General features: G+C 68.6%; 15 protein-coding genes. 6 read left to right on the top strand and 9 right to left on the bottom strand.

Annotated features, from left to right (window positions below; translation table 11 throughout):
- Nucleotides 1–174: 174 nt before the first annotated feature.
- The 5 genes from HEP75_RS05595 to HEP75_RS05575 all read right to left on the bottom strand — a co-directional run bounded on the left by HEP75_RS05595 (nucleotide 175) and on the right by HEP75_RS05575 (nucleotide 5,095).
- A complete protein-coding gene (locus tag HEP75_RS05595; RefSeq protein ID WP_185825734.1) occupies nucleotides 175–1,008 on the bottom strand; it encodes a DUF3014 domain-containing protein in 834 nt (277 codons plus the stop codon).
- Between the two features lie 156 nt (nucleotides 1,009–1,164).
- Nucleotides 1,165–2,349 carry a lysozyme inhibitor LprI family protein gene (locus HEP75_RS05590; RefSeq protein WP_185825733.1) on the bottom strand — a complete coding sequence of 395 codons (1,185 nt, stop codon included), beginning with the start codon at nucleotides 2,347–2,349 and terminating at the stop codon, nucleotides 1,165–1,167.
- Between the two features lie 52 nt (nucleotides 2,350–2,401).
- On the bottom strand, nucleotides 2,402–4,000 hold the full coding sequence (locus HEP75_RS05585; RefSeq protein WP_185825732.1) for a hypothetical protein: 1,599 nt from the start codon (nucleotides 3,998–4,000) through the stop codon (nucleotides 2,402–2,404).
- A 107-nt stretch (nucleotides 4,001–4,107) separates the two neighbouring features.
- Nucleotides 4,108–4,569 (bottom strand): GNAT family N-acetyltransferase, encoded by a 462-nt coding sequence (locus HEP75_RS05580; RefSeq protein ID WP_255424009.1) that lies wholly within the window; start codon nucleotides 4,567–4,569, stop codon nucleotides 4,108–4,110.
- Nucleotides 4,570–4,615: 46 nt separating this feature from the next.
- Complete coding sequence (locus HEP75_RS05575) at nucleotides 4,616–5,095, bottom strand: DUF3574 domain-containing protein (protein WP_185815530.1); 480 nt, start codon at nucleotides 5,093–5,095, stop codon at nucleotides 4,616–4,618.
- A 239-nt stretch (nucleotides 5,096–5,334) separates the two neighbouring features.
- Here HEP75_RS05575 and HEP75_RS05570 point away from each other — a divergent pair, with 239 nt between their 5' ends.
- Complete coding sequence (locus HEP75_RS05570) at nucleotides 5,335–7,773, top strand: TonB-dependent receptor (protein WP_185825731.1); 2,439 nt, start codon at nucleotides 5,335–5,337, stop codon at nucleotides 7,771–7,773.
- A gap of 179 nt (nucleotides 7,774–7,952) precedes the next feature.
- Here HEP75_RS05570 and HEP75_RS05565 read toward each other — a convergent pair whose 3' ends face one another.
- Together HEP75_RS05565 and HEP75_RS05560 are read right to left on the bottom strand one after the other, a co-directional pair.
- Nucleotides 7,953–8,735: a hypothetical protein gene (locus HEP75_RS05565; RefSeq protein WP_185825730.1), complete on the bottom strand. Its 783-nt coding sequence runs from the start codon at nucleotides 8,733–8,735 to the stop codon at nucleotides 7,953–7,955.
- Nucleotides 8,736–8,854: 119 nt separating this feature from the next.
- Nucleotides 8,855–9,415: a hypothetical protein gene (locus HEP75_RS05560; RefSeq protein ID WP_185825729.1), complete on the bottom strand. Its 561-nt coding sequence runs from the start codon at nucleotides 9,413–9,415 to the stop codon at nucleotides 8,855–8,857.
- Nucleotides 9,416–10,116: 701 nt separating this feature from the next.
- On the opposite strand from HEP75_RS05560, the gene otsB reads away from it, so the two are divergent.
- The 3 genes from otsB to otsA all read left to right on the top strand — a co-directional run bounded on the left by otsB (nucleotide 10,117) and on the right by otsA (nucleotide 14,080).
- Nucleotides 10,117–10,869 carry a trehalose-phosphatase gene (otsB, locus tag HEP75_RS05555; protein ID WP_185825728.1) on the top strand — a complete coding sequence of 251 codons (753 nt, stop codon included), beginning with the start codon at nucleotides 10,117–10,119 and terminating at the stop codon, nucleotides 10,867–10,869.
- Nucleotides 10,870–10,937: 68 nt separating this feature from the next.
- Entirely contained in the window at nucleotides 10,938–12,719 is a 1,782-nt protein-coding gene (locus HEP75_RS05550; protein ID WP_185825727.1) for a glycoside hydrolase family 15 protein, read from the top strand.
- Entirely contained in the window at nucleotides 12,716–14,080 is a 1,365-nt protein-coding gene (otsA, locus tag HEP75_RS05545) for an alpha,alpha-trehalose-phosphate synthase (UDP-forming) (protein ID WP_185825726.1), read from the top strand. Before HEP75_RS05550 ends, otsA begins: the two co-directional genes overlap by 4 nt.
- Before the next feature lie 377 nt (nucleotides 14,081–14,457).
- Here otsA and HEP75_RS05540 read toward each other — a convergent pair whose 3' ends face one another.
- Complete coding sequence (locus HEP75_RS05540; protein ID WP_185825725.1) at nucleotides 14,458–14,802, bottom strand: hypothetical protein; 345 nt, start codon at nucleotides 14,800–14,802, stop codon at nucleotides 14,458–14,460.
- Between the two features lie 13 nt (nucleotides 14,803–14,815).
- Nucleotides 14,816–15,847, bottom strand: a complete 1,032-nt coding sequence (locus tag HEP75_RS05535) for a peptidoglycan recognition family protein (RefSeq protein WP_185825724.1) — start codon at nucleotides 15,845–15,847, stop codon at nucleotides 14,816–14,818.
- A gap of 517 nt (nucleotides 15,848–16,364) precedes the next feature.
- Between HEP75_RS05535 and HEP75_RS05530 the strand changes: the two genes are divergently transcribed.
- Together HEP75_RS05530 and HEP75_RS05525 are read left to right on the top strand one after the other, a co-directional pair.
- The gene (locus HEP75_RS05530) at nucleotides 16,365–18,794 is read left to right on the top strand and encodes a membrane-bound PQQ-dependent dehydrogenase, glucose/quinate/shikimate family (RefSeq protein WP_185826509.1); all 2,430 of its coding nucleotides are present in this window, start codon (nucleotides 16,365–16,367) and stop codon (nucleotides 18,792–18,794) included.
- 315 nt (nucleotides 18,795–19,109) lie between these two features.
- Nucleotides 19,110–20,966 carry a methyl-accepting chemotaxis protein gene (locus tag HEP75_RS05525; protein WP_185825723.1) on the top strand — a complete coding sequence of 619 codons (1,857 nt, stop codon included), beginning with the start codon at nucleotides 19,110–19,112 and terminating at the stop codon, nucleotides 20,964–20,966.
- The last annotated feature ends 54 nt before the right edge of the window (nucleotides 20,967–21,020 follow it).

The following is a 21,020-nucleotide window of genomic DNA, read 5'->3' as shown; positions in this document are numbered from 1 at the left end:
TGCCTAGCGGATCAGGGAATCTGCATTCGGGCCGAGCACCAGCATGATGTCTGTTGTGGGAGCGACTTCAATCGCGACGGGCGTTACCGGTAAAGCCCATCGCGACTGAAGTCGCTCCCACATGATTCCTGCGGCAATCCACAACGACGACACCGAAACCCGCCAGGATGGCCCTCAGGTCCGCACCAACGCCGCGCGAATCGCCTGCAGTTGCTTGCGCACCGCCTCGGCCTGCGTCGGCCCCAGGCGCAGCAGCGCCTTCTGTCCGACCGACAGCGACTCCAGCGCCGGATTGACGAAACGGTACTTGCCGGTGCGCGCATCGGCGATCACCGCCGGCGGCGCCGCCGGCACCGGCGCCTGCAGCAGATGGTCGATCACCTGCACCAGGCGGTCGTTGAAATAGCCCTTGGGATAGCCCAGCTCCACATACGCCTGCTGGAACAAGGGATAGAAGCGCCGGTACGCGGCCACCATCGCGCCGGCATCGGCTTGGGTGAAGGCCTGCACGTACGGGACGTAGCGTTGCGCGTTGGCCTCGGCGATGGCGCTGGTGCCGGCGGCATCGGTGCTGATCTGCAGTTGCCCAGGCACCGGCTTCAGCGCCAGGGTCCGCGCAGCGACGCGGCGCTGCGGCAGGTTGTCGATCATCGTCACCGCGCGCTGGATCAGATGGTCGCGGATCAACAGCGCCAGCGGTGCGTCGCTGCCGGCCAGCGTCACCAACTCGGCCCACGCCGCCGCGTCGCTGTCGGCCAGCGCCGGGATCGCCGCATCGGCCGCGAGGGCGGGATCGATCGGATGCTGGATCGGCGGCGGCGATGCTGCCGGTGCCGCCAACGGCGCGGGCGGCGCCGCGCTTGGTGCAGGAGCCGGCGCCGTGGCCGTGGCCGATGGCGCTGAAGGCGGGATCAGGCCGCGCAGATTGTCGCGGAACAGCCACGCCGCGGCGGCCAGCACCGCGAACGCCACCAGCACCCATGGCCAGCGCGATTGTTGGGTTTGCATCGGCATCCAGGTCTCGTCGGGAACACAGGGCTGTGACCCGCCGCAGCCGCCGAGGTTCCGCAGCGAGTGCGGCTGCGTTAAGCCAGGCCCGGCGCAGCGACGTCAGCGGCGCCGTGTCGGCCGACCGCTGCGCACACACCCGTCGCTGCCTGCACGCTACTGCTCCTGCGTACTTTCGTCGATGAATGCCAGCCGCGAGCCGGCCCAGTCGGCGACGATCGCTGCGGCGACGGCATCGGCTTGTTTGGGCGGCAGCCCCTTGTGCTGCCGCAGCCACGCCGCGGTCGCGGCGCGCGCGGCCGGCAATGCCGCCAGTGCGGCCTTGCGCGCAGCGGACGGCCACAGCTTGTCGTCGTGGATGGCGCCGATGGCCGGCGCCGGATCGGCCGCCAACGGCACCTTCGAGGCCTGCAGGAAATCCAGCGGCGACAGCGTCGCACGCAGCTCCTGCACGCTCCACGCCGCATAGCTGGCGAAGCGAATGGTGCCGGCGTTCTGCGAGGCATTGCCGATCGCCGGCTCGAACGCCGCCTGCAACTGCTTCCAGGCCGGCAGATCGAACAGGCCGCCCTGTGGCGCGCACAGCGGCGCGCTGCCGTCGCGGGTGGAGCCGTACAACGGCCCCATCGCCGCGTAAGCCAGTTCGCCCTGGCGTACGAATACGAAGCAATGCACGTACGGCCGCGACAGCCCGTCGTAGCCGCTGAGTTCGATCCAGTTGCGCAGCAGAATCAACTCGGCCTTGCCCGCCGGTTCCTTGGGATCCTTGCGGATATCGTCCAGCAGCGATGCGGCAAAATCGTCCTGTGCGCGCAACGCGGCGGCGGCACTGGCATAGCGTTTGCGCGCTTCATCGGCACTCACACCGGCGCCGGGCTCGAAGCGCTGCAGGTACACCAGCCATGCCGAGGCCAGCCCGCCGTCGTAGTCGCGCAGCTGCGCGGCGGCGGCCCCCGGTGCGGCCGGGATACCGGCGACGATGCGGTCCAGGCGTGCCGCCTGTGCGGCGGTCTGTGTGTCGAACTGCTGCATCCGCACTTGCAGGGCGCGCTGCACACAGGCCGCCGGCCGCGCCTGCTGCAGGCACGCGTTGCGCTGCGTGAGCCAGGCGCGCTGCGCGCTGCGCAGCGATGCGACCTCGGCGCGCGGCGCGCTCTCCAGCAGCGCGGCGTAGCCGTTGGCCAGCTGCTCGTCCTGGTGGCCCAGGGTCGCATCGCTGCACAGCAGACGCTCGATCGGACTGGCCGCCTTGGCGCAATCGAACGAGGCGGCCGACGCGGCCGGCACCAGCAGCAGGGTCGCCAGGGCAAGGCCAACCAGGGAATGGAATCGTGGGGTCATGGGCGACGTCCTTGTTGCGTTTGGGTGGACGAGCATGCCGGTCGCGGAACGCTCAGTCCACCAGCACCGCGCGCGGCTTCTGCAGCGACAGCAGGCCGAGCAGTGCGGCCAGCGCCACGTAGCCGCCGACGAACTGCCAGGCGATCAGCTTGGGCAGGCCGCTCAGCGTCCACGGCAGGTAGATGCCGCCGCGCGGATCCACCGAATGGATCAGCCCGAACAACGTCAGCGCGGCCGCCACCAGCAGGAACACCGCCGCGCGGCGCAGGCGCCCATCGACCATCGCCGCCACCGCCGCGGTCCACAGCATCGCGGTGATGATGAAGCCGTTGCCCAGGGTGAAGATCACCGCCAGTTCCGGCAGCCCATGGCCGTCGAGCGTGGTGGTCAGCGCGGCCAGCTTGTCCGCCGGGATCCAGCCCGGCGCCTTGATCGCCAGCAGATAGGCCACCGACGGCAGGAAGCCCAGCACCATCGCCCCGGCATGGCGCTTGGGCGTGGCCTGGAACGCCTGGGTGGTGATGTCGATGGCCACGTACACGATGATCGGCGCCAGCACCGCCAGCGGCAGCCACTGCACCAGCCCGGCGACCAGCCCGAGCATGCCGCCCAGGCCGATGAACAGCCCGGTCAGCAGCGTGTAGCCGCTGCGCGCGCCCATGTGCTTGTACGCCGGCTGGCCGATGTAGGGCGTGGTCTGGGCGACGCCGCCGCAGACGCCGGCGACGAGGGTCGAGCAGGCTTCGACCAGCAGGATGTCGCGGGTGCGGTAGTCGTCGCCGGCGGCACGCGCGCTTTCGCTGACGTTGATGCCGCCCACCACCATCAGCAGTCCGAACGGCAGCAACAGCGGCAGCAACGGCACGGTATCGGCCAGGCCGGCGACGAACCCCAGGCTCGGCCACGGCAACACCAGTTGCGGCGCCACCCACTGCGGCGCTTGATAGCCGGGAATGCCGAAACCGGCCGCGTTCGACCAGTAGTACAGCGCGGTGCCCAGCACCAGCGCCAGCGGCACGCCCGGCAGGCCGTACGGCAGCCGGCCCTTGGCGATCAGCACGTACAGCAGCAGGCCCAGCACCACCAGCCCGACCAGTGGCGCGCGCAGCGTTTCCAGCAGCGGCAGGAAGCCCATCAGCACCAGCGCGATGCCGGCGATCGAGCCGAGCAGCGCCGCCCGCGGCAGCGCGCGGGTCACCGCGTCGCCGAAGAACGACAGCACGGTCTTCAGCAGGCCCATCACCACCAGCGCGGCCATGCCCAGATGCCAGGTGGCGAGCGCCGCGGCCTGCGGGTCCAGGCCCTGCTGCTTGTAGCGCACGAACGCCGGGCCGAGCACCAGCAGCGCCATGCCGATGCTGGTCGGCGCGTCCAGGCCCAGCGGCATCGCGGTGACGTCGCTGCGCCCGCTGCGCGCGGCCAGCCGGCGCGCCATCCAGGTGTAGAGCAGGTTGCCGATCAGCACGCCGAACGCGGTGCCGGGAATCATCCGCGTATAGATCACCTCGGCCGGGAATTGGAACAGGCCGACCAAGGCCAGGGTGATGAAGCCGAGGATCGACAGGTTGTCGACCACCAGGCCGAAGAAACCGTTGAGGTCGCCGGCGACGAACCAGCGCGGGCGCGACGAAACAGGAGCGTTGCTGGGCATGCGGGCGATGGCTTGGTGAGGGATCGATGGATGGTAATGGAAGCGGCGCTTGCGGATTGGCGCGCGAACAGGGATGCAGCATCCCGGCCTGCGCGCGTGCGACGCGGCTACAGCGTCAGATGCAGGAACTGGTTGAACGCGCTCGGCACGTAATCGGCGAACGCCGGTCCATTGCGGAAGCCGCGTCGCCGGTACAGGCCCTGCGCCGCCTCGAACGCCGCGCCGCTGCCGGTCTCCAGGCTCAGCCGGTGCAGGCCGGCAGCGCGTGCGGCGGCCACGATGTGCTCCAGCAGCGCCGCGGCCGCGCCCTGGCGCAGGAAATCCGGATGGGTGCGCATCGACTTGAGTTCGCCACCGCCGTCGTCGAGCACGCGCAACGCACCGACCGCGGCCAACGCCTCGCCGCGCCAGACGCTCCACACGGTCACATCCGGACGCTGCAATCCGGACAGGTCCAGCGCATACACGCTGCCCGGCGGCGACTGCGCATGCATCTGCTGCAGGTGATACGCGAGCAACGCACGCACCACCTCACCAGACAGATCGTCCCGGCGGATCGAAAACGTCACCGCCCCGCTGTTCCGAATCCCCAATCCCAACTCGCGAATCCCGGCTTCAAAACGACACCTCCACCGGCGACCGCGCCCACAGCACCGACTGGTGCCCGGTCGCCTGCTTCCACGCCAGCCGGATCGCCTCGATGTCGGCGCGGCGCTGCGGGGTGTCCTCGTGCAGGATCACCAGCACCTTGGTGCTGAGCCGGTTCGGCTCCTTGGCGCCGCGGAACAGCCACTGCCCGTAGGCGTCGAACACGGTCAGGCCATCGGGGAAACGCGGCGTGACCTGCTTGTCCAGGAACGCGCGCCATTGCGCCTCGCTGATCGGCTCGGCCTGCGGGCGATCGGCTGGGCCGCTCTCCTCGCCGACCCCGAAGTACAGCTCGCTGCGCACCCAGCCGCTGGCCTGCGCCGGCCGCGCGGCATCGCCCTGCATGGCGGCAGCGACCTTGGCCGGCGCGGTGGAAGCGGACGGCGCCACGCTGGCGCAGGCGGTCAGGGCCAGGAACACGGCAAGCAAGGGGGCACGCAGCAGCATCGGCAAGTCTCGGAAGCGGAACGGAAGGACGCGATGGTAGGCGACCGCGGCAACGTGCGCCCGATAACCGCCGGGCATCAGCTCATGCCGAACGCGGTGGCACGGACGGCTCGCCGCCGCGTTAACGATAAGATAATATATCGCTTCATCCGGATGGATGTACCCGAATTGTATTCCGCCTGCGCGGCACGGACGACCGCTGCAGCGGTCTTTGCGTCACCGCAGGAGAGAGCCCCCCCATGTCGTATCCGTTCGCCCGCCCGCTGAGCCTGGCCATCGCCCTGGCCCTGTCGGCCCCCGCCCTGGCCCAGCAAGCCGATCCCAGCACCGCGACCAACCTGGACACGGTGATCGTCACCGGTACCCGCGCCAGCGGCCGCACCGTGCTCGAGTCCACCGCGCCGGTGGACGTGCTCAGCGCCGAGGACATCCGCAAGGCCGGCGTGGTCAACGGCGAACTGGGCAGCGCGCTGCAGGCGCTGCTGCCGTCGTTCAACTTCCCGCGCCAGTCCAACTCCGGCGGCGCCGACCACATCCGCGCCGCACAGCTGCGCGGGCTCTCGCCCGACCAGGTGCTGGTGCTGGTCAACGGCAAGCGCCGCCACACCTCGGCGCTGGTCAACACCGATAGCAAGATCGGCAAGGGCACCACCCCGGTGGACTTCAACTCGATCCCGATCAGCGCGATCAAGCGCATCGAAGTGCTGCGCGACGGCGCCGGCGCGCAGTACGGTTCGGATGCGGTGGCCGGGGTGATCAACGTGATTCTCGACGACGATCCGGACAGCGGCGCGCTGGAAGCCAGCTTCGGCGCCAACCACACCGACGTGAAGCCGATCGACCGCACCGTCACCGACGGCCAGACCGGCTACGCCAGCGCCAAGGTCGGCACCCGCCTGGGCGACGACGGCGGCTTCTTCAAGGTCGGCCTGGAACTGAAGAACCGCGAGGGCACCAACCGCGCCGGCTACGACCAGATCCCGCCGTTCGAGGCGCAGACGCCGGCCAACCTGGCCCTGGCCGGCAAGCGCAACTACGTGCTCGGCGACGGCGCCAGCAAGGACCTCAACGCCTGGATCAACGGCAAGCTGCCGTTCGGCCAGAGCAGCGAGTTCTACTTCTTCGGCACCTACAACCAGCGCGACACGCAGGGCGCCAACTACTTCCGCTATCCCGACAGCGACGCCAACTGGACCGAGGTCTACCCGAACGGCTACCGCCCGGTGTCGCTAGGCGAGAACCGCGACATCCAGAGCGTGGCCGGCGCGCGCGGGCAATGGGGCGAGTGGGCCTACGACGCGAGTTTCGACTACGGCCGCAACGACTTCACCTACCGGTTGAAGAATTCGCTCAACGCCTCGCTCGGCCCGGGCAGCCCGACCCGCTTCAAGACCGGCGACTACGCCTTCGAACAGAGCGTGGCCAACCTCGACCTGAGCCGCAGCTTCGACGCCGCCGGCGCCACCCACACCGTCGGCAGCGGCGTGGAATTGCGCCGCGAGCACTACCGTACCCGTCCCGGCGACCCGGCCAGCTATGCCGCCGGCGCCTTCACCGATCGTCCCACCGGCGCCCAGGCCGGCGGCGGGCTGACCCCGCAGGACGCGGCCGACCTGTCGCGCAACGTCGCCAGCGCCTACGCCAGCGTGTCCAGCCAGTTCGGCGACAAGTTCTCCACCGACCTGGCCGCACGCTACGAGCACTACCAGGATTTCGGCGGCGAACTGACCGGCAAGCTGGCCGCGCGCTACGAGTTCGTCCCCGCGTTCGCGCTGCGCGGCGCGATCTCCAACAACTTCCACGCCCCGTCGCTGAGCCAGATCGGCTACGAAGCCACCTCCAGCGGCTACGACGCGGCCGGGCAGCTGCTGCAGGGCCGACTGCTATCGGTCAACAATCCGATCGCGCAGGCGCTGGGCGCGAAGGAACTGAAGCCGGAGAAGTCGGTCAACTACAGCCTGGGCTTCACCAGCCGCATCGGTCCGCACTTCGACCTGTCGCTGGACCTGTTCCAGATCGACATCGACGACCGCATCGCGCTGTCCGAAGACATCAGCGGCGATGCATTGACCGCGTTCGTGGCGCAGAACTTCGGCGTCACCGGCCTGCAGAGCGCCAGCTTCTTCGTCAACGCCGCCGACACCCGCACCCGCGGCGCGGAACTGGTCAGCAACTGGCGGCAGGCGCTGGGCGACGGCCAACTGCAGTTGACCGGCACCTGGAGCTACGCCAAGACCGAGCTGAAGAACGTGGTCGCCACGCCGGCGCAGCTGCTGGCGCTGAACCCGGACTACGTGCTGTTCGGCGTGGAGGAGAGCAACACCCTGACCGACGCCGCGCCGCGCACCCGCGCCCAGTTCGCGGTGAACTGGAACAACGACCGCTGGGCGCTGCAGACCCGGGTCAGCCGCTACGGCAGCGCCACCCGCGTGTTCGACTTCGGCGGCGGCTACGTGCCGCGGCAGACCTACGGCGCCGAGTGGCAGCTCGACGCCGAGGTCGAGTACCACATCACCGCGCAGTGGAGCATGGCGCTGGGCGGGCAGAACCTCACCGACAACTACTCCGACCGCTCCAACACCGACATCTATTACTTCGGCAACCTGCCCTACGACGTGCTGTCGCCGGTCGGCAGCAATGGGGCGTATTACTACGGGCGCGTGCGGTTCACATTCTGACGAAGGTGGGATTCGGCATTGGGAATTCGCAAGCGCGTCTCACGTCGGCGGGCAATGCGCCGACGTGAGCGCCGGGGCGCCAGCAAACCGATGGCCCTGCCCTCAGGGCCAGGCTCGCTTCCGCTCCGGATGCCCGCTGCCGCAACCGCGGAGGCGATGCGCTGCCAGCCGTGTCGCCGTCAGCGCGACACGGCTGCCTGCAACGCAGCCACGCCTGCCGGGTTCGGCCATCCCTCGAAGGAGTCGAGCACCTGTCCGTCGCGGACCACGTAGAAGGTCGGCGTGTCCAGACTGTCCAAGGCCTTCCAGTCCGCACGCAAGTACATTGGGTGCATCGGCAGGCGCGGATGCGCCGTGTTCCAGGCAAGGATGCCGTCGAGTGGCAGCGATGCATCTGGCGGCACGACCAACAACACGTTGTCGCGCAGCCAATGCAGTTCCGCTCGCTGCTCAATCTCCGACAAGGCACGGACCGAGAAGGCGCAAGCCGGATGGACCACGGCAACGATATGCGCACGGTGGGCGTCCGGATTCCATGCCTGCACCTGTGCATGCAGACGATCCTGTATCGAAAGCATGCGCCAGCCCTGGCGGGCATCGGCCCAAGAAACCTTCAACTGCGGCAACACCGGCAAGCCTGGCGCCGCGGCACGCTGACGCAGTGCGTTGGCTTCGGCATAGCGCGAGACGGTCGCCAGTGCGCCAGCATAGGCTTGCGCATGCCAGTTGGTCGAAACGCCGGCAGCCGCCAATTTGCGATACAGGCAGCCCAGTGCGTCGACGTCGGCGACATCGAGGGAATACAGTTCCGCGAACGCCGTTGCCCTGAAAAGATCATCGTTGTTGAAATCGCCAGCCGCCGCCTGAGAGCACGGATGAACATCGGCGGTCAGCCGGCGATAGAGACGCACCACCGCGTCGCCGCGCGATTGTCCGGTCTCGCCACGCAGTTGTGCGTTCAAGTCGGCCAACTGCCCATACAGCGTATCGGCAGGCGCATCCCCAGGCGCAGCGGATACAGCGGACGCGAAAAGCACCGCCACCCAGAAGATGGCGGCACCAACGCATGCTGCAAATCGCATCAGCAGTTACCCGTGCAAATTGAACCGATATTGCGCGAGCAGGTGGCGCGGCCGCTGCACCAGTAGTCGTTATGGTCCTCAGGGAGCGGAATGCCCGGCGTGCCGCTGCCGAAGGCGCGCATGATCTCCCGGTCGCTGTCGCTGTCGACCCGGATGTTCGGCATGAATTGCAGCGTCCCCTGCAAGCCGAACAGCGACAACAGCGCGTATGCCTGGCTGCCGGTCAGCTCCGACTCGATGTCGGCGTAGTAGAACGACGTGACGCCGCCTTCGTTGAACTTGAGCGAGTCGACGAAACGCGCACGCGCTGCGGGAGAAAGCGAATCGAGCGGCGAACCGCTGCCCTTGGGCGCAGCTAGGTACGCGGCAAGCTGTGCCGCTGAATGCACTGGAGCATTTTTTCGAAGGATTTTCTGTTGCTCGTTATAGTTGCTGCTGAGCTGCGCGGCCACATCCTCGGCGGCGCCATCGCCGACCTGGGCCGCCTGCAACGCGGCGGAATCGCCCAAAAAAATACCGAGGCCCAACACCATACAGGCGACAGTCAATTGCCATTTCATAAGAACTCCTTCCTCTACGAGTTGGAATAAATTAGCCACTATCCAACTTGGCCATGCAGCGGCCAGACCGACAGCCAAGCCGGCGGAAAAACGCTACTAGCGGGCACTTCTGCAAACAATTGGAACGGGCTCGGAAATTTCAATTTGTCTACGACGGGAGACGACCGCAGGCAGCCGATAGGAGCTGCGGGTTGGCGCGACGGCATGGACGCTTGCGGCCTGGCCATCGCGTATGACATGCCACTCACACCAGGCGTGGCATGCCGGCTTGGAAGCAGAAGACATCGGCTGTCGCTGAAAGCGAGCGACAAGCCATTAGAGAAGCGCACAGAATGCAGGTGCTAGCAGTGCAGCGAAGATCGGGGTGCGCAGACGCTTCATTTGGGAATCGTGCAGCGGTCTTCCTGCCAAGTGCAATTTATGCCCAAGCCGGGAAGCACGGCATCACAGGTCGCATGAAACTCATTTGGGAATGTCCAGGCCGGATGTCTCAGCAGTGGTCATAGCGATTGGCTTCGGTCGCAGCCTGGTCGGTGCCTGACTGGATGACGCCCAGGCAGTCCTGCTCCTCGAGTTCGGCGGGCGGGTGCGCTTCTTCGTCCTGTAAGGTCGGCACGAGTTGGGCACGCGTTCGCCCCTGCCACTCCCCCAATCCCGGCCACTCCACCTGGCCCTAACGCTGTCTCGTTCATCATGAACGGATGGCAGACGCGCTCCCCCTCCGACCGCCGCCGCCGCGCCTGGACGATGCCTGCGCATTGTTCCTGGACGTGGACGGCACCCTCATCGAATTCGCCGATCGTCCCGACGGCGTGCACCTGCTGCCCGAGGTGCGCGAGGCGATCGGCCGCATCAGCGACCGCCTGCATGGCGCGCTGGCGCTGGTCAGCGGCCGTCCGCTTGCGCAGTTGGACGCGCTGTTCGCGCCCCTGCGCCTGCCGGCCGCCGGCCTGCACGGCCATGAACTGCGCAGCGACGTGAACGCCCGCGCGGCGATGCCGGCCGACACCTCGCAATGGCTGCACGGCCTGCACCAACGCGCCGCGCACCTGCGCCAGGCGCATCCCGGCGTACTGGTCGAAGACAAGGGCGCCAGCCTGGCATTGCACTGGCGCGCCGCGCCGGAAGCCGGCGCGCAGGTCTTGGCCTTCGCCCAGTCACAGATCGAGGCGCTGCCCGGCTACCGCCTGCAGCCCGGCGACCACGTGGTCGAGTTCGTGCCCGAGGGCAGCGACAAGGGCCTGGCGCTGACCGCGCTGCTGCGGCAGCCGCCGTTCCAGGGCCGCCGCCCGGTGTTCGTCGGCGACGACCTCACCGACGAGTTCGGCTTCGCCGCGGCCAATGCCGCCGGCGGCTGGAGCGTGCTGGTCGGTACGCGCGAACACAGCGTGGCGACGTACGCCTTGCCCGATCCGCGCGGCGTACACGCCTGGTTGCGCGACAACGCCGCATGAGCACCGCGCCCAGCGGCAACGCCCCGCTTCGCCCCCTCCCCGACCGCGCACAAGGATCCGCTTCCTCCATGAGCTCCCCCACTCTCGACCTCGGCGTGATCGGCAATGGCAGTTTCGGCGCGCTGGTCGACAAGCAGGCCCGCGTGGTGTGGAGTTGCCTGCCGGCGTTCGACGGCGACCCGGCGTTCTGCGCGCTGCTGTCGCCGCGCGACCACGACGGCGGCGATTTCAGCATCGAACTGGAAGATTTCGCCGACAGCGAGCAGCACTACCTGGCCAACACCGCGATCCTGCGCACCGTGCTGCGCGACGCGCACGGCGGCGCGGTGGAAGTGATCGACTTCGCGCCGCGCTGGCGCAACAACGGCCGCTTCTACCGGCCGGTCAGCATCATCCGCCAGGTGCGGCCGCTGTCCGGCAACCCGCGCATCCGCGTGCTGGCGCGGCCGCTGGCCGACTGGGGCGCGCGCAAGCCGGAAAGCACCTGGGGCAGCAACCACGTGCGCTGGCTGCTGCCCGATTTCACCCTGCGCCTGACCACCGACGTGCCGGTGCGCTTCATCCGCGACGAACTGCCGTTCGTGCTCAGCCACCCGGTCAACCTGATGCTCGGCGTGGACGAATCGCTGACCCGCTCGCTGACCGGCTACATCCAGGAAGCGCAGGAACGCACCGAGGAATACTGGCGCGAGTGGGTGCGCTACCTGTCGGTGCCGCTGGACTGGCAGGACGCGGTGATCCGCAGCGCGATCACCCTCAAGCTGTGCCAGTACGAGGACAGCGGCGCGATCATCGCGGCGATGACCACCTCCATCCCCGAAGCGCCGGACACCCCGCGCAATTGGGACTACCGCTATTGCTGGCTGCGCGACGCCGCGTTCGTGGTGCGCGCGCTGAACCGGCTCGGCGCCACCCGCACCATGGAGCAGTTCCTCGGCTACATCTTCAACATCGCCACCACCGACGGCAGCCTGCAGCCGCTGTACGGCATCGGCTTCGAGGCGGCGCTGGAAGAACACGAAGTGCCGTCGCTGGCCGGCTACCGCGGCATGGGCCCGGTGCGGCGCGGCAACCTGGCCTGGATCCAGAAGCAGCACGACGTGTACGGCAGCGTGGTGCTGGCGTCCACGCAACTGTTCTTCGACCTGCGCCTGAAGGATCCCGGCGACAAGGACACCTTCCTGCGCCTGGAGCCGCTGGGCGAGCACGCGTTCGCGCTGCACGACGTCCCCGACGCCGGGCTGTGGGAATTCCGCGGCCGCGCCGAGGTGCACACCTACACCAGCGCGATGTGCTGGGCCGCCTGCGACCGCCTGGCCAAGATCGCCGCGCGGCTGGGCCTGGACGCGCGCGTCGCGTACTGGCGCGAACGCGCCGACCGCATCCACGCGCGGGTGCTGGCCGAGTCGTGGAGCGCCGAGCGCGGCCACTTCACCGACACTTTCAACGGCCATCGCCTGGACGCCTCGCTGCTGTTGCTGGCCGACATCGGCTTCATGGCCCCGGACGATCCGCGCTTCGTCGCCACGGTCGAGGCGATCGGCCGCGACCTCAAGCACGGCGACGCGCTGTACCGCTACGTGGCGCCGGACGATTTCGGCGCGCCGGAAACCAGCTTCACCATCTGTACGTTCTGGTACATCGACGCGCTCGCCGCGATCGGGCGCAAGGACGAAGCGCGCGAGCTGTTCGAGCGCATCCTCGCGCGCCGCAATCACCTGGGCTTGCTGTCGGAGGATCTAGCCTTCGACAACGGCGAGGCCTGGGGCAATTTCCCGCAGACCTACTCGCATGTCGGGTTGATCATCGCCGCGATGCGATTGTCGCGCAGCTGGCAGGAGGCTTCATGAGCAGACTCGTAGTGGTATCCAACCGCGTGGCGCTGCCCGGCGAGAACCGCGCCGGCGGCCTGGCGGTGGGCTTGCTCGCCGCGTTGAAGGAACGCGGCGGGGTGTGGTTCGGCTGGAGCGGCAAGACCGTGCGCGGCGACAGCGGCGCGATGCACGAGCAGACACAGGGCGACATCCGCTTCGTCACCATGGACCTCAACCGCGCCGACCTGGACGCGTACTACAACGGCTTCGCCAACCGCACGCTGTGGCCGCTGCTGCATTTCCGCCTGGACCTGGTCGACTACGACCGCGCCACCCGCGAGGGCTACCGCCGGGTCAACGCGATGTTCGCCGAGAAGCTGGCGCCGCTGCTGCGCGAAGACGACACGGTGTGGATCCACGACTACCACCTGATCCCGCTGGCCTCGCTGCTGCGCGAGCGCGGCATCGGCTGCCGCATCGGCTTCTTCCTGCACGTGCCATTCCCCTCGGCCGACCTGATCCAGGCCCTGCCCGACCATGCGCGGCTGTTCTCCGGCTTCTACGCCTACGACCTGGTCGGCTTCCAGACCCAGCGCGACGTGGACCGCTTCCAGGCCTACGTGCGCCTGTTCGGCGGCGGCAAGGTGATCAAGGCCGGCGTGCTGGAGGCGCCCGGCGGGCGCCGCTTCCGCGCCGAGAAATTCCCGATCGGCATCGACACCGAACTGATCGCGCAACAGGCGCGCGCGGCGGTGGCCAAGCCGGCGGTGCGCGACCTGCGCAGCAGCCTGCGCGATCGCCAACTGGCGATCGGCGTGGACCGGCTGGACTACTCCAAGGGCCTGCCCGAACGCTTCCTCGGCTTCGAGCGCTACCTGGAGCGGCATCCGGACCAGCGCGGCAGCCTGACCTATCTGCAGATCGCGCCGGTCTCGCGCGGCGACGTCACCGAATACAAGCAGCTGCGCAACCAGCTCGAACAGATCGCCGGGCACATCAACGGCGGCCACGCCGAGCCGGACTGGACGCCGCTGCGCTACGTCAACCGCAACTTCACCCACGCCACCCTGACCGGCTTCTACCGCGCCGCCCAGGTCGGCCTGGTGACGCCGCTGCGCGACGGCATGAACCTGGTGGCCAAGGAATACGTGGCCGCGCAGGACCCGGAGAATCCCGGCGTGCTGGTGCTGTCGCTGCTGGCCGGCGCCGCCGACGAACTGAAGGAAGCGCTGCTGGTCAATCCGCACGACCTGGACGGCGTCGCCGATGCGATCGCCACCGCTGCCTCGCTGCCCAAGGCCAAGCGCATCGAACGCTGGCAGACGATGATGGAGCACTTGCGCAAGAACGACATCGGCGTGTGGCGGCAGCGCTATCTGCAGGCGCTGGAGCGCTGAGGCTAGAAGTTCGGCGCGACACCGGTCGCGCCGAACTCGTCCGCATCGAACAGCACGGAGAGGCACTCCTGCACGGGCAAAACCTGCCGCTGCCGTATCGCTTCCTCAGCCTGCCGAACAATGCGCCGATACGTGCCGACGCCGGCGCCGCGACGCGCGCGACACCACAATACCTGCAGCCCCGGATGGGAAATCCGCAACCTACGCGCGACCGCCGACCTCCAGCAGACCTTTCGCGAACGCCCCGACCACGTGTCCTGTCGATTGCCGGCGCCCCGCACGATCCGCAGTTCGACGACGATTGGCCAGGCGGAGGCAGGGCGTGGAGATCGTCCACGCGGAACAGATGCCGAGGCAAACCGGACCGGCCTGCGCGATTACTGCCCTCCGGCCTCCGGCATCAACACCACGAACGGCTCGCATGCAGCTTGCGAGCATCCCAGCATCCGCGCCTGGTCGCCGTTGCGCCAAGTGCTGGTGCCCGCGGCGTTGATTTCGAACTCCCAGACCCGCCCTTGCGCCCGCACGCGGCCCTTGATCGAGCAGGGCAGCCAGTCGAAGTCGTGCAGCTCTCCCTCGCCCAGTTCCTTGCTCAGGCCGAAAAAGGCTTCCGCCTGCGTCCGGTCGAGCGACCACGCGCTGCACATCGCTTCCTCCTCGGCCAGCCTGGCGGCTCCGCGCGCAGGCTGGTAGACCGCCTTCGAAATCTCGAGGACGGTCAATTCCGACGCACCGCTATCTGCTCGGACCTGCGGGTGACACCCCAGGAGCATCGGCAGCAGGAGCAGCAGGCGCGACAGGCGTGTAAAGGCCTGCTCCTTCGCCAGGGGTTTTGCGCGAGATGACATCATGCTGATACACGTCATGGTCGTTTAGCCCGAAGTTGTTCTGCAACGTTCCCACCAGCCGTTGAATGGACGCCGTCTGCGCGGCTGTCGGCGGGTCCCAAGTTTTCGTTGCCGCGTCGTAGCGGCCGACGACCTCGATCCCGACACTGTCGCCGTTGGTCGGATAGCGCTCAGGATACGGCCGTGTGGATTCTAGGCCGCTGACCGCGCGCACCGCGGTCGCCCGCCACGCGGGCGTCGTGCCCCTGGCGGCATCGAGTTCACGCTGGTCGCCGGGCGTGATCGTCCCCTCCACTTCGCCGCGCGAACGCACCGGGCCCACGTGCCAGGCCTGTCTGTCAACGCTGACGGTTTGGTGGATGGTGCCGTCGGTGTCGATCAGGAAGTGGGCACCGGTCGCTTCCGCACGCGTCCGCCATGTACTCAGCGTGCTTGCTGCCGTGTTCGATTCGGTCCGGTGCAACACGATGCCATTCACCTGCGACATGGCGCCATGTTCGATTTTTGCGACCGGCGTGTGGGTGATGCCCGGATCGGTCAGGAAGCCATCCTGACCGATCGTGGTTTCGCGTCCGAACGGCGCCAGCGATTGCTGCGCGGGCCGCGAGGCTGCTTCCATCGGCACGCCGAATCGCAAGGCGGCAGGATCAGGATCGTGCGTGTGGTAACCCGCCCTCGGCAGCGCGAGCACGGAAGGGTGTCGCGCGCTCGGATCGCCCGCCACGACCTGACCGATATCACGCGCCGCCATATGCGGTTGCCGCGTGCGGATATCGGCGTACAAGGCAGCCGCCAGGTTGGCATTCTGCTCGGGCGTGCCACGATGCAGGTCCTGTACTCCAGTCAGTAGGCGCTGGTACATCTCGTGGTCGGGATGCAGCGGATCGCTGGGAAGTCGAACAGTCGGCGAATTGGCCATACAAGATCCTTCTTGGGTCGGCACAACATGACCAGGAGCATAGAGCACGGGAGCAGCGAGACTGTCAACAGCCTGGTCGCCTGAGCGCTGCCCGTATGCGACATGTGCGTGCTGAATCGGCTCCGCGCCACACGCACATGGAGCAGTTCCTGCGCCCTCGCTCACTCCACACAGGCGACGCACCGGCACGAAAGATCGGCGTGCGCCCCAGGCGACGCCCGTTCCCATCTTGCTGCCTGTTGCGCATCGCCGCCGAACAGGACGCAAGGTTCCGCCTGCCGTCACGGCTCGATGACCTGCATTCCTTAAAATTGAGCCACGCACCGCGCTTTTCTGCACCCTGGGAGGGGTAGCGCGGTGTTCTCGTTGTGCGCAGGACCACCGCCGATGCGGCCATGCCCTCGCCTGCCCCTCCACGACCCGCCTATGCCGCAGCACCTCCGCGACGCGCCCGGGTCCCTCTCGGACTCCCCATCCCATGAACGATCGCACTCCTACCCCAGGACCCGGCAGCTGGCTGTTCGTCGCCTATGCCGTGGTCATCGCCCTGATCGGCGCCGCCCTGGCCGCGATGGGCGGCCAACTCGTCGCCGCCGGCGGCTCCTGGTACTACCTGCTCGCCGGCCTGGCCCTGGCCGTGTCCGGCGTGCTGCTGGCGCTCGGCCGCCGCGCCGGGCTGTGGCTGTTCGGCCTGACCCTGGCCGCGACCATCGCCTGGGCGCTGGCCGAAGTCGGCCTGGACGGCTGGGCGCTGATCCCGCGCCTGGCGATGATCTCGGTGCTGGGCCTGCTGCTGTTGCCGTTCTGGAAGGTGGCACGCCGGCGCCTGGCGCCGCTGTCCGGGCTGGGGTATGCGCTGGTCACCGGCGTGCTGCCGGTCCTCGGCGCGCTGCTGGTATTCGTGCCGCTGTTCTTCCCGCGCACCGTCGAATTGGCCGACCCCGCGCTGGCCGCGCAACGGCCACAGGTCGCCTTCAGCCGCGCCGCGGTGAGCAGCCCCGACGGCAACGTCGCCGCCAACCACGACGCCGGCAACTGGACCGCCTACGCCGGCTCCAACCTGTCCAACCACTACAGCCCCGGCGCGCAGATCACCCCGGACAACGTCAAGGACCTGAAGATCGCCTGGGAATTCCATACCGGCGACCTCAAGCCCGCCGGCTCCAAGCTCGGCTACGCGTTCCAGAACACCCCGCTGAAGGTCGGCGACCTGGTCTACATCTGCACCCCCACGCAGAAGGTGATCGCGGTCGAGGCCAGCACCGGCAAGGAGCGCTGGCGCTTCGATCCCAAGACCAACCCCAAGGCGATGGCCGGCGTCGCCGCCACCACCTGCCGCGGCGTGTCCTATTTCGAGGCCACCACCCCGGTCGCCGAATGCGCCAAGCGCATCTTCTGGCCGATGGTCGACGGCCGCCTGGGCGCGCTCGACGCCGCCACCGGCAAGCTGTGCGAGAGCTTCGGCGACCACGGCTATGTGGATCTGAACAAGGACACCGGCAACACCAAGCCCGGCTTCGTCGGCCCGACCTCGCCGCCGGTGGTGATGCGCGGCGTGGTGATCCAGCCCACCGGCCAGGTCCGCGACGGCCAGGAACGCGATGCGCCGTCCGGCGTGGTGCGCGCCTTCGACGCGATCAGCGGCCAGCTGCGCTGGGCCTGGGACCTGGGCAACCCGTCCATCGACGCCGCGCCGCCCGCCGGCCAGACCTATACCCGCTCGACCCCGAACGTGTGGTCGCTGATGGCCGCCGACGACGAACTGGGCCTGGTCTACCTGCCCACCGGCAACGCCTCCGGCGACTTCTTCGGCAAGGGCCGCACCCCGCAGGAAGAGGAATACACCGCCTCGCTGGTCGCCGTGGACGCGGCCACCGGCAAGGAGCGCTGGCACTTCCGCACGGTCAACCACGACCTGTGGGACTACGACATCGGCCCGCAGCCGAATCTGGTCGATTTCCCGATTCCCGGCGGCGGCACGCGCCCGGCGGTGATCCAGGCCACCAAGTCCGGCCAGGTGTTCGTGCTCGACCGCGAGACCGGCAAGCCGATCATGCCGGTGCAGCAACTGCCGGTGCCGCAGGGCACCGACCACGGCGACTGGACCGCCAAGACCCAGCCGGTGTCGCCGGGCATGCCCAACACCGTCGGCGCGCCGAGCAAGGGCTACGAGACCATCGTCGAATCCGACGCCTGGGGCATCACCCCGTTTGACCAGTTGGCCTGCCGCATCCAGTTCAAGCAGCTGCGCTACGAAGGCATGTTCACCCCGCCCAGCCTGCAGGGATCGCTGTCGTTCACCGGCAACCACGGCGGCATCAACTGGGGCGGCGTATCGGTGGACCTGCAGCGCGGCATCATGGTGATGAACAGCAACCGCCTGCCTTACACCGAACACGTCTACCCGCGGCAGGAGATGAACGCACTGGGCGTGGTCTCGGTGTTCAACGGCAAGAGCAAGACCCCCGGCTACATGGCGCAGGAAGGCCTGGCCTACGGCGCGCGCAAGGAACCGTGGATGTCGCCGCTGAACACGCCATGCATCGCCCCGCCATGGGGCTACGTCTCCGGCGTGGACCTGCGCACCCAGCAGGTGATCTGGCGGCGTCCGCTGGGCACCGGCTACGACCAGGGCCCGATGGGCATCCCGTCGAAGATGAAGTTCGAGCTGGGCACGCCGAACAACAGCGGCTCGCTAGCCACCGGCGGCGGCGTCACCTTCATCGGCGCGGCGCTGGACAACTTCCTGCGCGGCTACGACACCCAGACCGGCAAGCTGCTGTGGGAAGTGCGGGTGCCGGCCGGCCCGCAGGCCGCGCCGCTGAGCTATACGGCGAACGGCAAGCAGTACATCGTCGCCGCGATCGGCGGCCACGACCGCATGGAAACCAAGCCCGGCGACAGCGTGATCGCCTGGACCCTGCCGGACGCCGCGCCGGCGAAGTAACGCCGGCCCGCTTCCGCTGGACCCGACCGGCCGTCGTAAGACGGCCGGTTTTTTGTGCCCGGAGCGCTGCCAGCCAGCGGCGGCGCGTTCGCGCATGTCCGCGTTGCGGGCGCAGCCGTCGCCGGGCGGTCTATTGCACTGCAGCAAAAAATACAGTGTTTTCAGCGACCTATCTCGCCTATTCAGGCGCGATATTTCCGACGAGCGGTCTTTACCGCGGTCAAGCCCGAGACCCTGCCGGCCGATACTGGAAGGCACATTCATCTATTTTTCGACGCGCACGAATTGCGCCGATCTCTCCAGCCGGTAGCCGCCATGACCTTGCCAGACGCCGCATCCCCTCGCCCAATCGGCGGCTCGCGCCTGCCCCCGCGCGCCTTGCTGTTCGCCCTGGCCTATGCGCTGGGCCTGTTGGCAATGGCGTTGTACGCGTTGCACCTCGGCCGCCAGCTCGGGCCGAACGGGCCGGCGCTGGCGCGGCTGGCGCCGGCGCTGGCCGCCGCGGCGCTGCTGGTGGCGGCGCTGTCCTGGGCCGGCACGCGGCGCGCGGCGCCGTCGCAGCGCGCGCTGCAGGCGGTGCAGGCGCTGGGCGAAGGCCGCTTCGAGCAACGCCTCGATCCCGCCGGCGATGCGGCCGACGCCGCGCTGCTGCGCGTGATACAGACGGCGCAGGCGCGGCTGGCCGCACGCCAGGCCGAGACCGAGGCCGAACTGCGCCGCGGCCGCTTCGTGCTCCAGGCGCTGGACGACCTGGACACCATGGTCCGCATCGCCGACGACGACGGCCGCGTGCATTTCGCCAACCGCAAGCTGCTGCAGATGCTGCGCGCGATCGAGCCCGACGTGCAGAGCTTCCGCCCCGAATTCAGCGCCGAGCAGTTCGTCGGCGGCAGCATCGGCGACATCTATCCGGACAGCCAAGCCGCGATCGACCGCATGCGCGCGCTGACCGGTTCCAAGCGCGTGCGCGCGCCGTTCTTCGGCCGCCAGATCGACTTCGTCTACAGCCCGATCACCGGCGCCGACGGCGTACGCCTGGGCACCATCGCGCAGTGGGAGGAAGTGACCGCGCAGGTCAATGCCGAGCAGGCACTGACCGCGGTGATCGACGCCGCCGCGCATGGCGATTTCAGCCGCCGCCTGGATACCGCGTCGATGGACGGCGTGCTCAAGTCATTGGCCGAGGGCGTCAACCGCATCTCCGATTCGGTGGAGAGCAACCTGGCGGCGCTGGCCAGTGCGCTGGCGGCGCTGGCCGAAGGCGACCTCACCCATCGCGTCGACGGCGACGCGCAGGGCGTGTTCGCGCGGCTGCGCGAGGACACCAACCGCACCGTGGCCAAGCTGACCGAGATCATCGTCGGCATCCAGGGCGCGGTCGAGGCGATCCGCCGCGCGGCGATGGAAATCGCCGCCGGCAACACCGACCTGTCCGACCGCACCGAGCAGCAGGCGGCCAGCCTGGAGGAAGCCGCCAGTTCGATGGAGGAACTGACCTCGGCGGTGAAGCAGAACGCCGACAACGCGCAGCAGGCCAACGGCCTGGTGCACGGCACCGGCGAGATCGCCCAGTCCGGCGGCAAGGTGATGGACGAGGTCGTCGCCACGATGAGCGCGATCAGCACCTCGTCGCGGCGCATCGGCGAGATCATCAGCGTCATCGACGGGATCGCGTTCCAGACCAACATCCTCGCGCTCAACGCCGCGGTCGAGGCCGCGCGCGCCGGCGAGCAGGGCCGCGGTTTCGCCGTGGTCGCCTCGGAAGTGCGCTCGCTGGCGCAGCGCTCGGCGGATGCGGCCAAGGAGATCAAGCATCTGATCGAGGACTCCACGAACAAGGTGACGCTGGGCTCGGGGCTGGTGAACCGCGCCGGCGCCACCATGCACGAGATCGTCGGCTCGGTGCAGCGCGTGACCGGGCTGATCGGCGAGATCAGCGCCGCCAGCGCCGAGCAATCCAGCGGCATCGAGCAGGTCAACCGCACGGTGATGCAACTGGACGAAGTGACCCAGCGCAATGCCGCGTTGGTGGAAGAAGCCACCGCCGCAGCGCGCAGCATGGAAGAACAGGCCGGCGGCCTGGCCACCGCGGTGGCGGTGTTCCGGATCGAAGCCAATCGCGCGCAGCCGGGCAGCGGCAAGGTCACCCCGCTGCTGCGCGGCGCCCGCTGAGCTGGGGCGTATGCGGCAAGCGGGTCCAGACGCGACGTCGCGCAGCTAGACCCG

This window comes from Xanthomonas sp. SI (assembly GCF_014236855.1).
Taxonomy (GTDB): Bacteria; Pseudomonadota; Gammaproteobacteria; order Xanthomonadales; family Xanthomonadaceae; genus Xanthomonas_A.
Note: the sequence above shows the minus strand (reverse complement) of the source record. Positions and strands in the feature narration are given on the sequence as shown.

Coding starts and splice junctions, on each gene's coding strand:
- otsA (WP_185825726.1), top strand. CDS start 12,716: ATGAGCAGACTCGTAGTGGTATCCAACCGCGTGGCGCTGCCCGGCGAG.
- HEP75_RS05575 (WP_185815530.1), bottom strand. CDS start 5,095: ATGCTGCTGCGTGCCCCCTTGCTTGCCGTGTTCCTGGCCCTGACCGCC.
- HEP75_RS05595 (WP_185825734.1), bottom strand. CDS start 1,008: ATGCAAACCCAACAATCGCGCTGGCCATGGGTGCTGGTGGCGTTCGCG.
- HEP75_RS05535 (WP_185825724.1), bottom strand. CDS start 15,847: ATGGCCAATTCGCCGACTGTTCGACTTCCCAGCGATCCGCTGCATCCC.
- HEP75_RS05560 (WP_185825729.1), bottom strand. CDS start 9,415: ATGAAATGGCAATTGACTGTCGCCTGTATGGTGTTGGGCCTCGGTATT.
- HEP75_RS05525 (WP_185825723.1), top strand. CDS start 19,110: ATGACCTTGCCAGACGCCGCATCCCCTCGCCCAATCGGCGGCTCGCGC.
- HEP75_RS05550 (WP_185825727.1), top strand. CDS start 10,938: ATGAGCTCCCCCACTCTCGACCTCGGCGTGATCGGCAATGGCAGTTTC.
- HEP75_RS05590 (WP_185825733.1), bottom strand. CDS start 2,349: ATGACCCCACGATTCCATTCCCTGGTTGGCCTTGCCCTGGCGACCCTG.
- HEP75_RS05570 (WP_185825731.1), top strand. CDS start 5,335: ATGTCGTATCCGTTCGCCCGCCCGCTGAGCCTGGCCATCGCCCTGGCC.
- otsB (WP_185825728.1), top strand. CDS start 10,117: ATGGCAGACGCGCTCCCCCTCCGACCGCCGCCGCCGCGCCTGGACGAT.
- HEP75_RS05585 (WP_185825732.1), bottom strand. CDS start 4,000: ATGCCCAGCAACGCTCCTGTTTCGTCGCGCCCGCGCTGGTTCGTCGCC.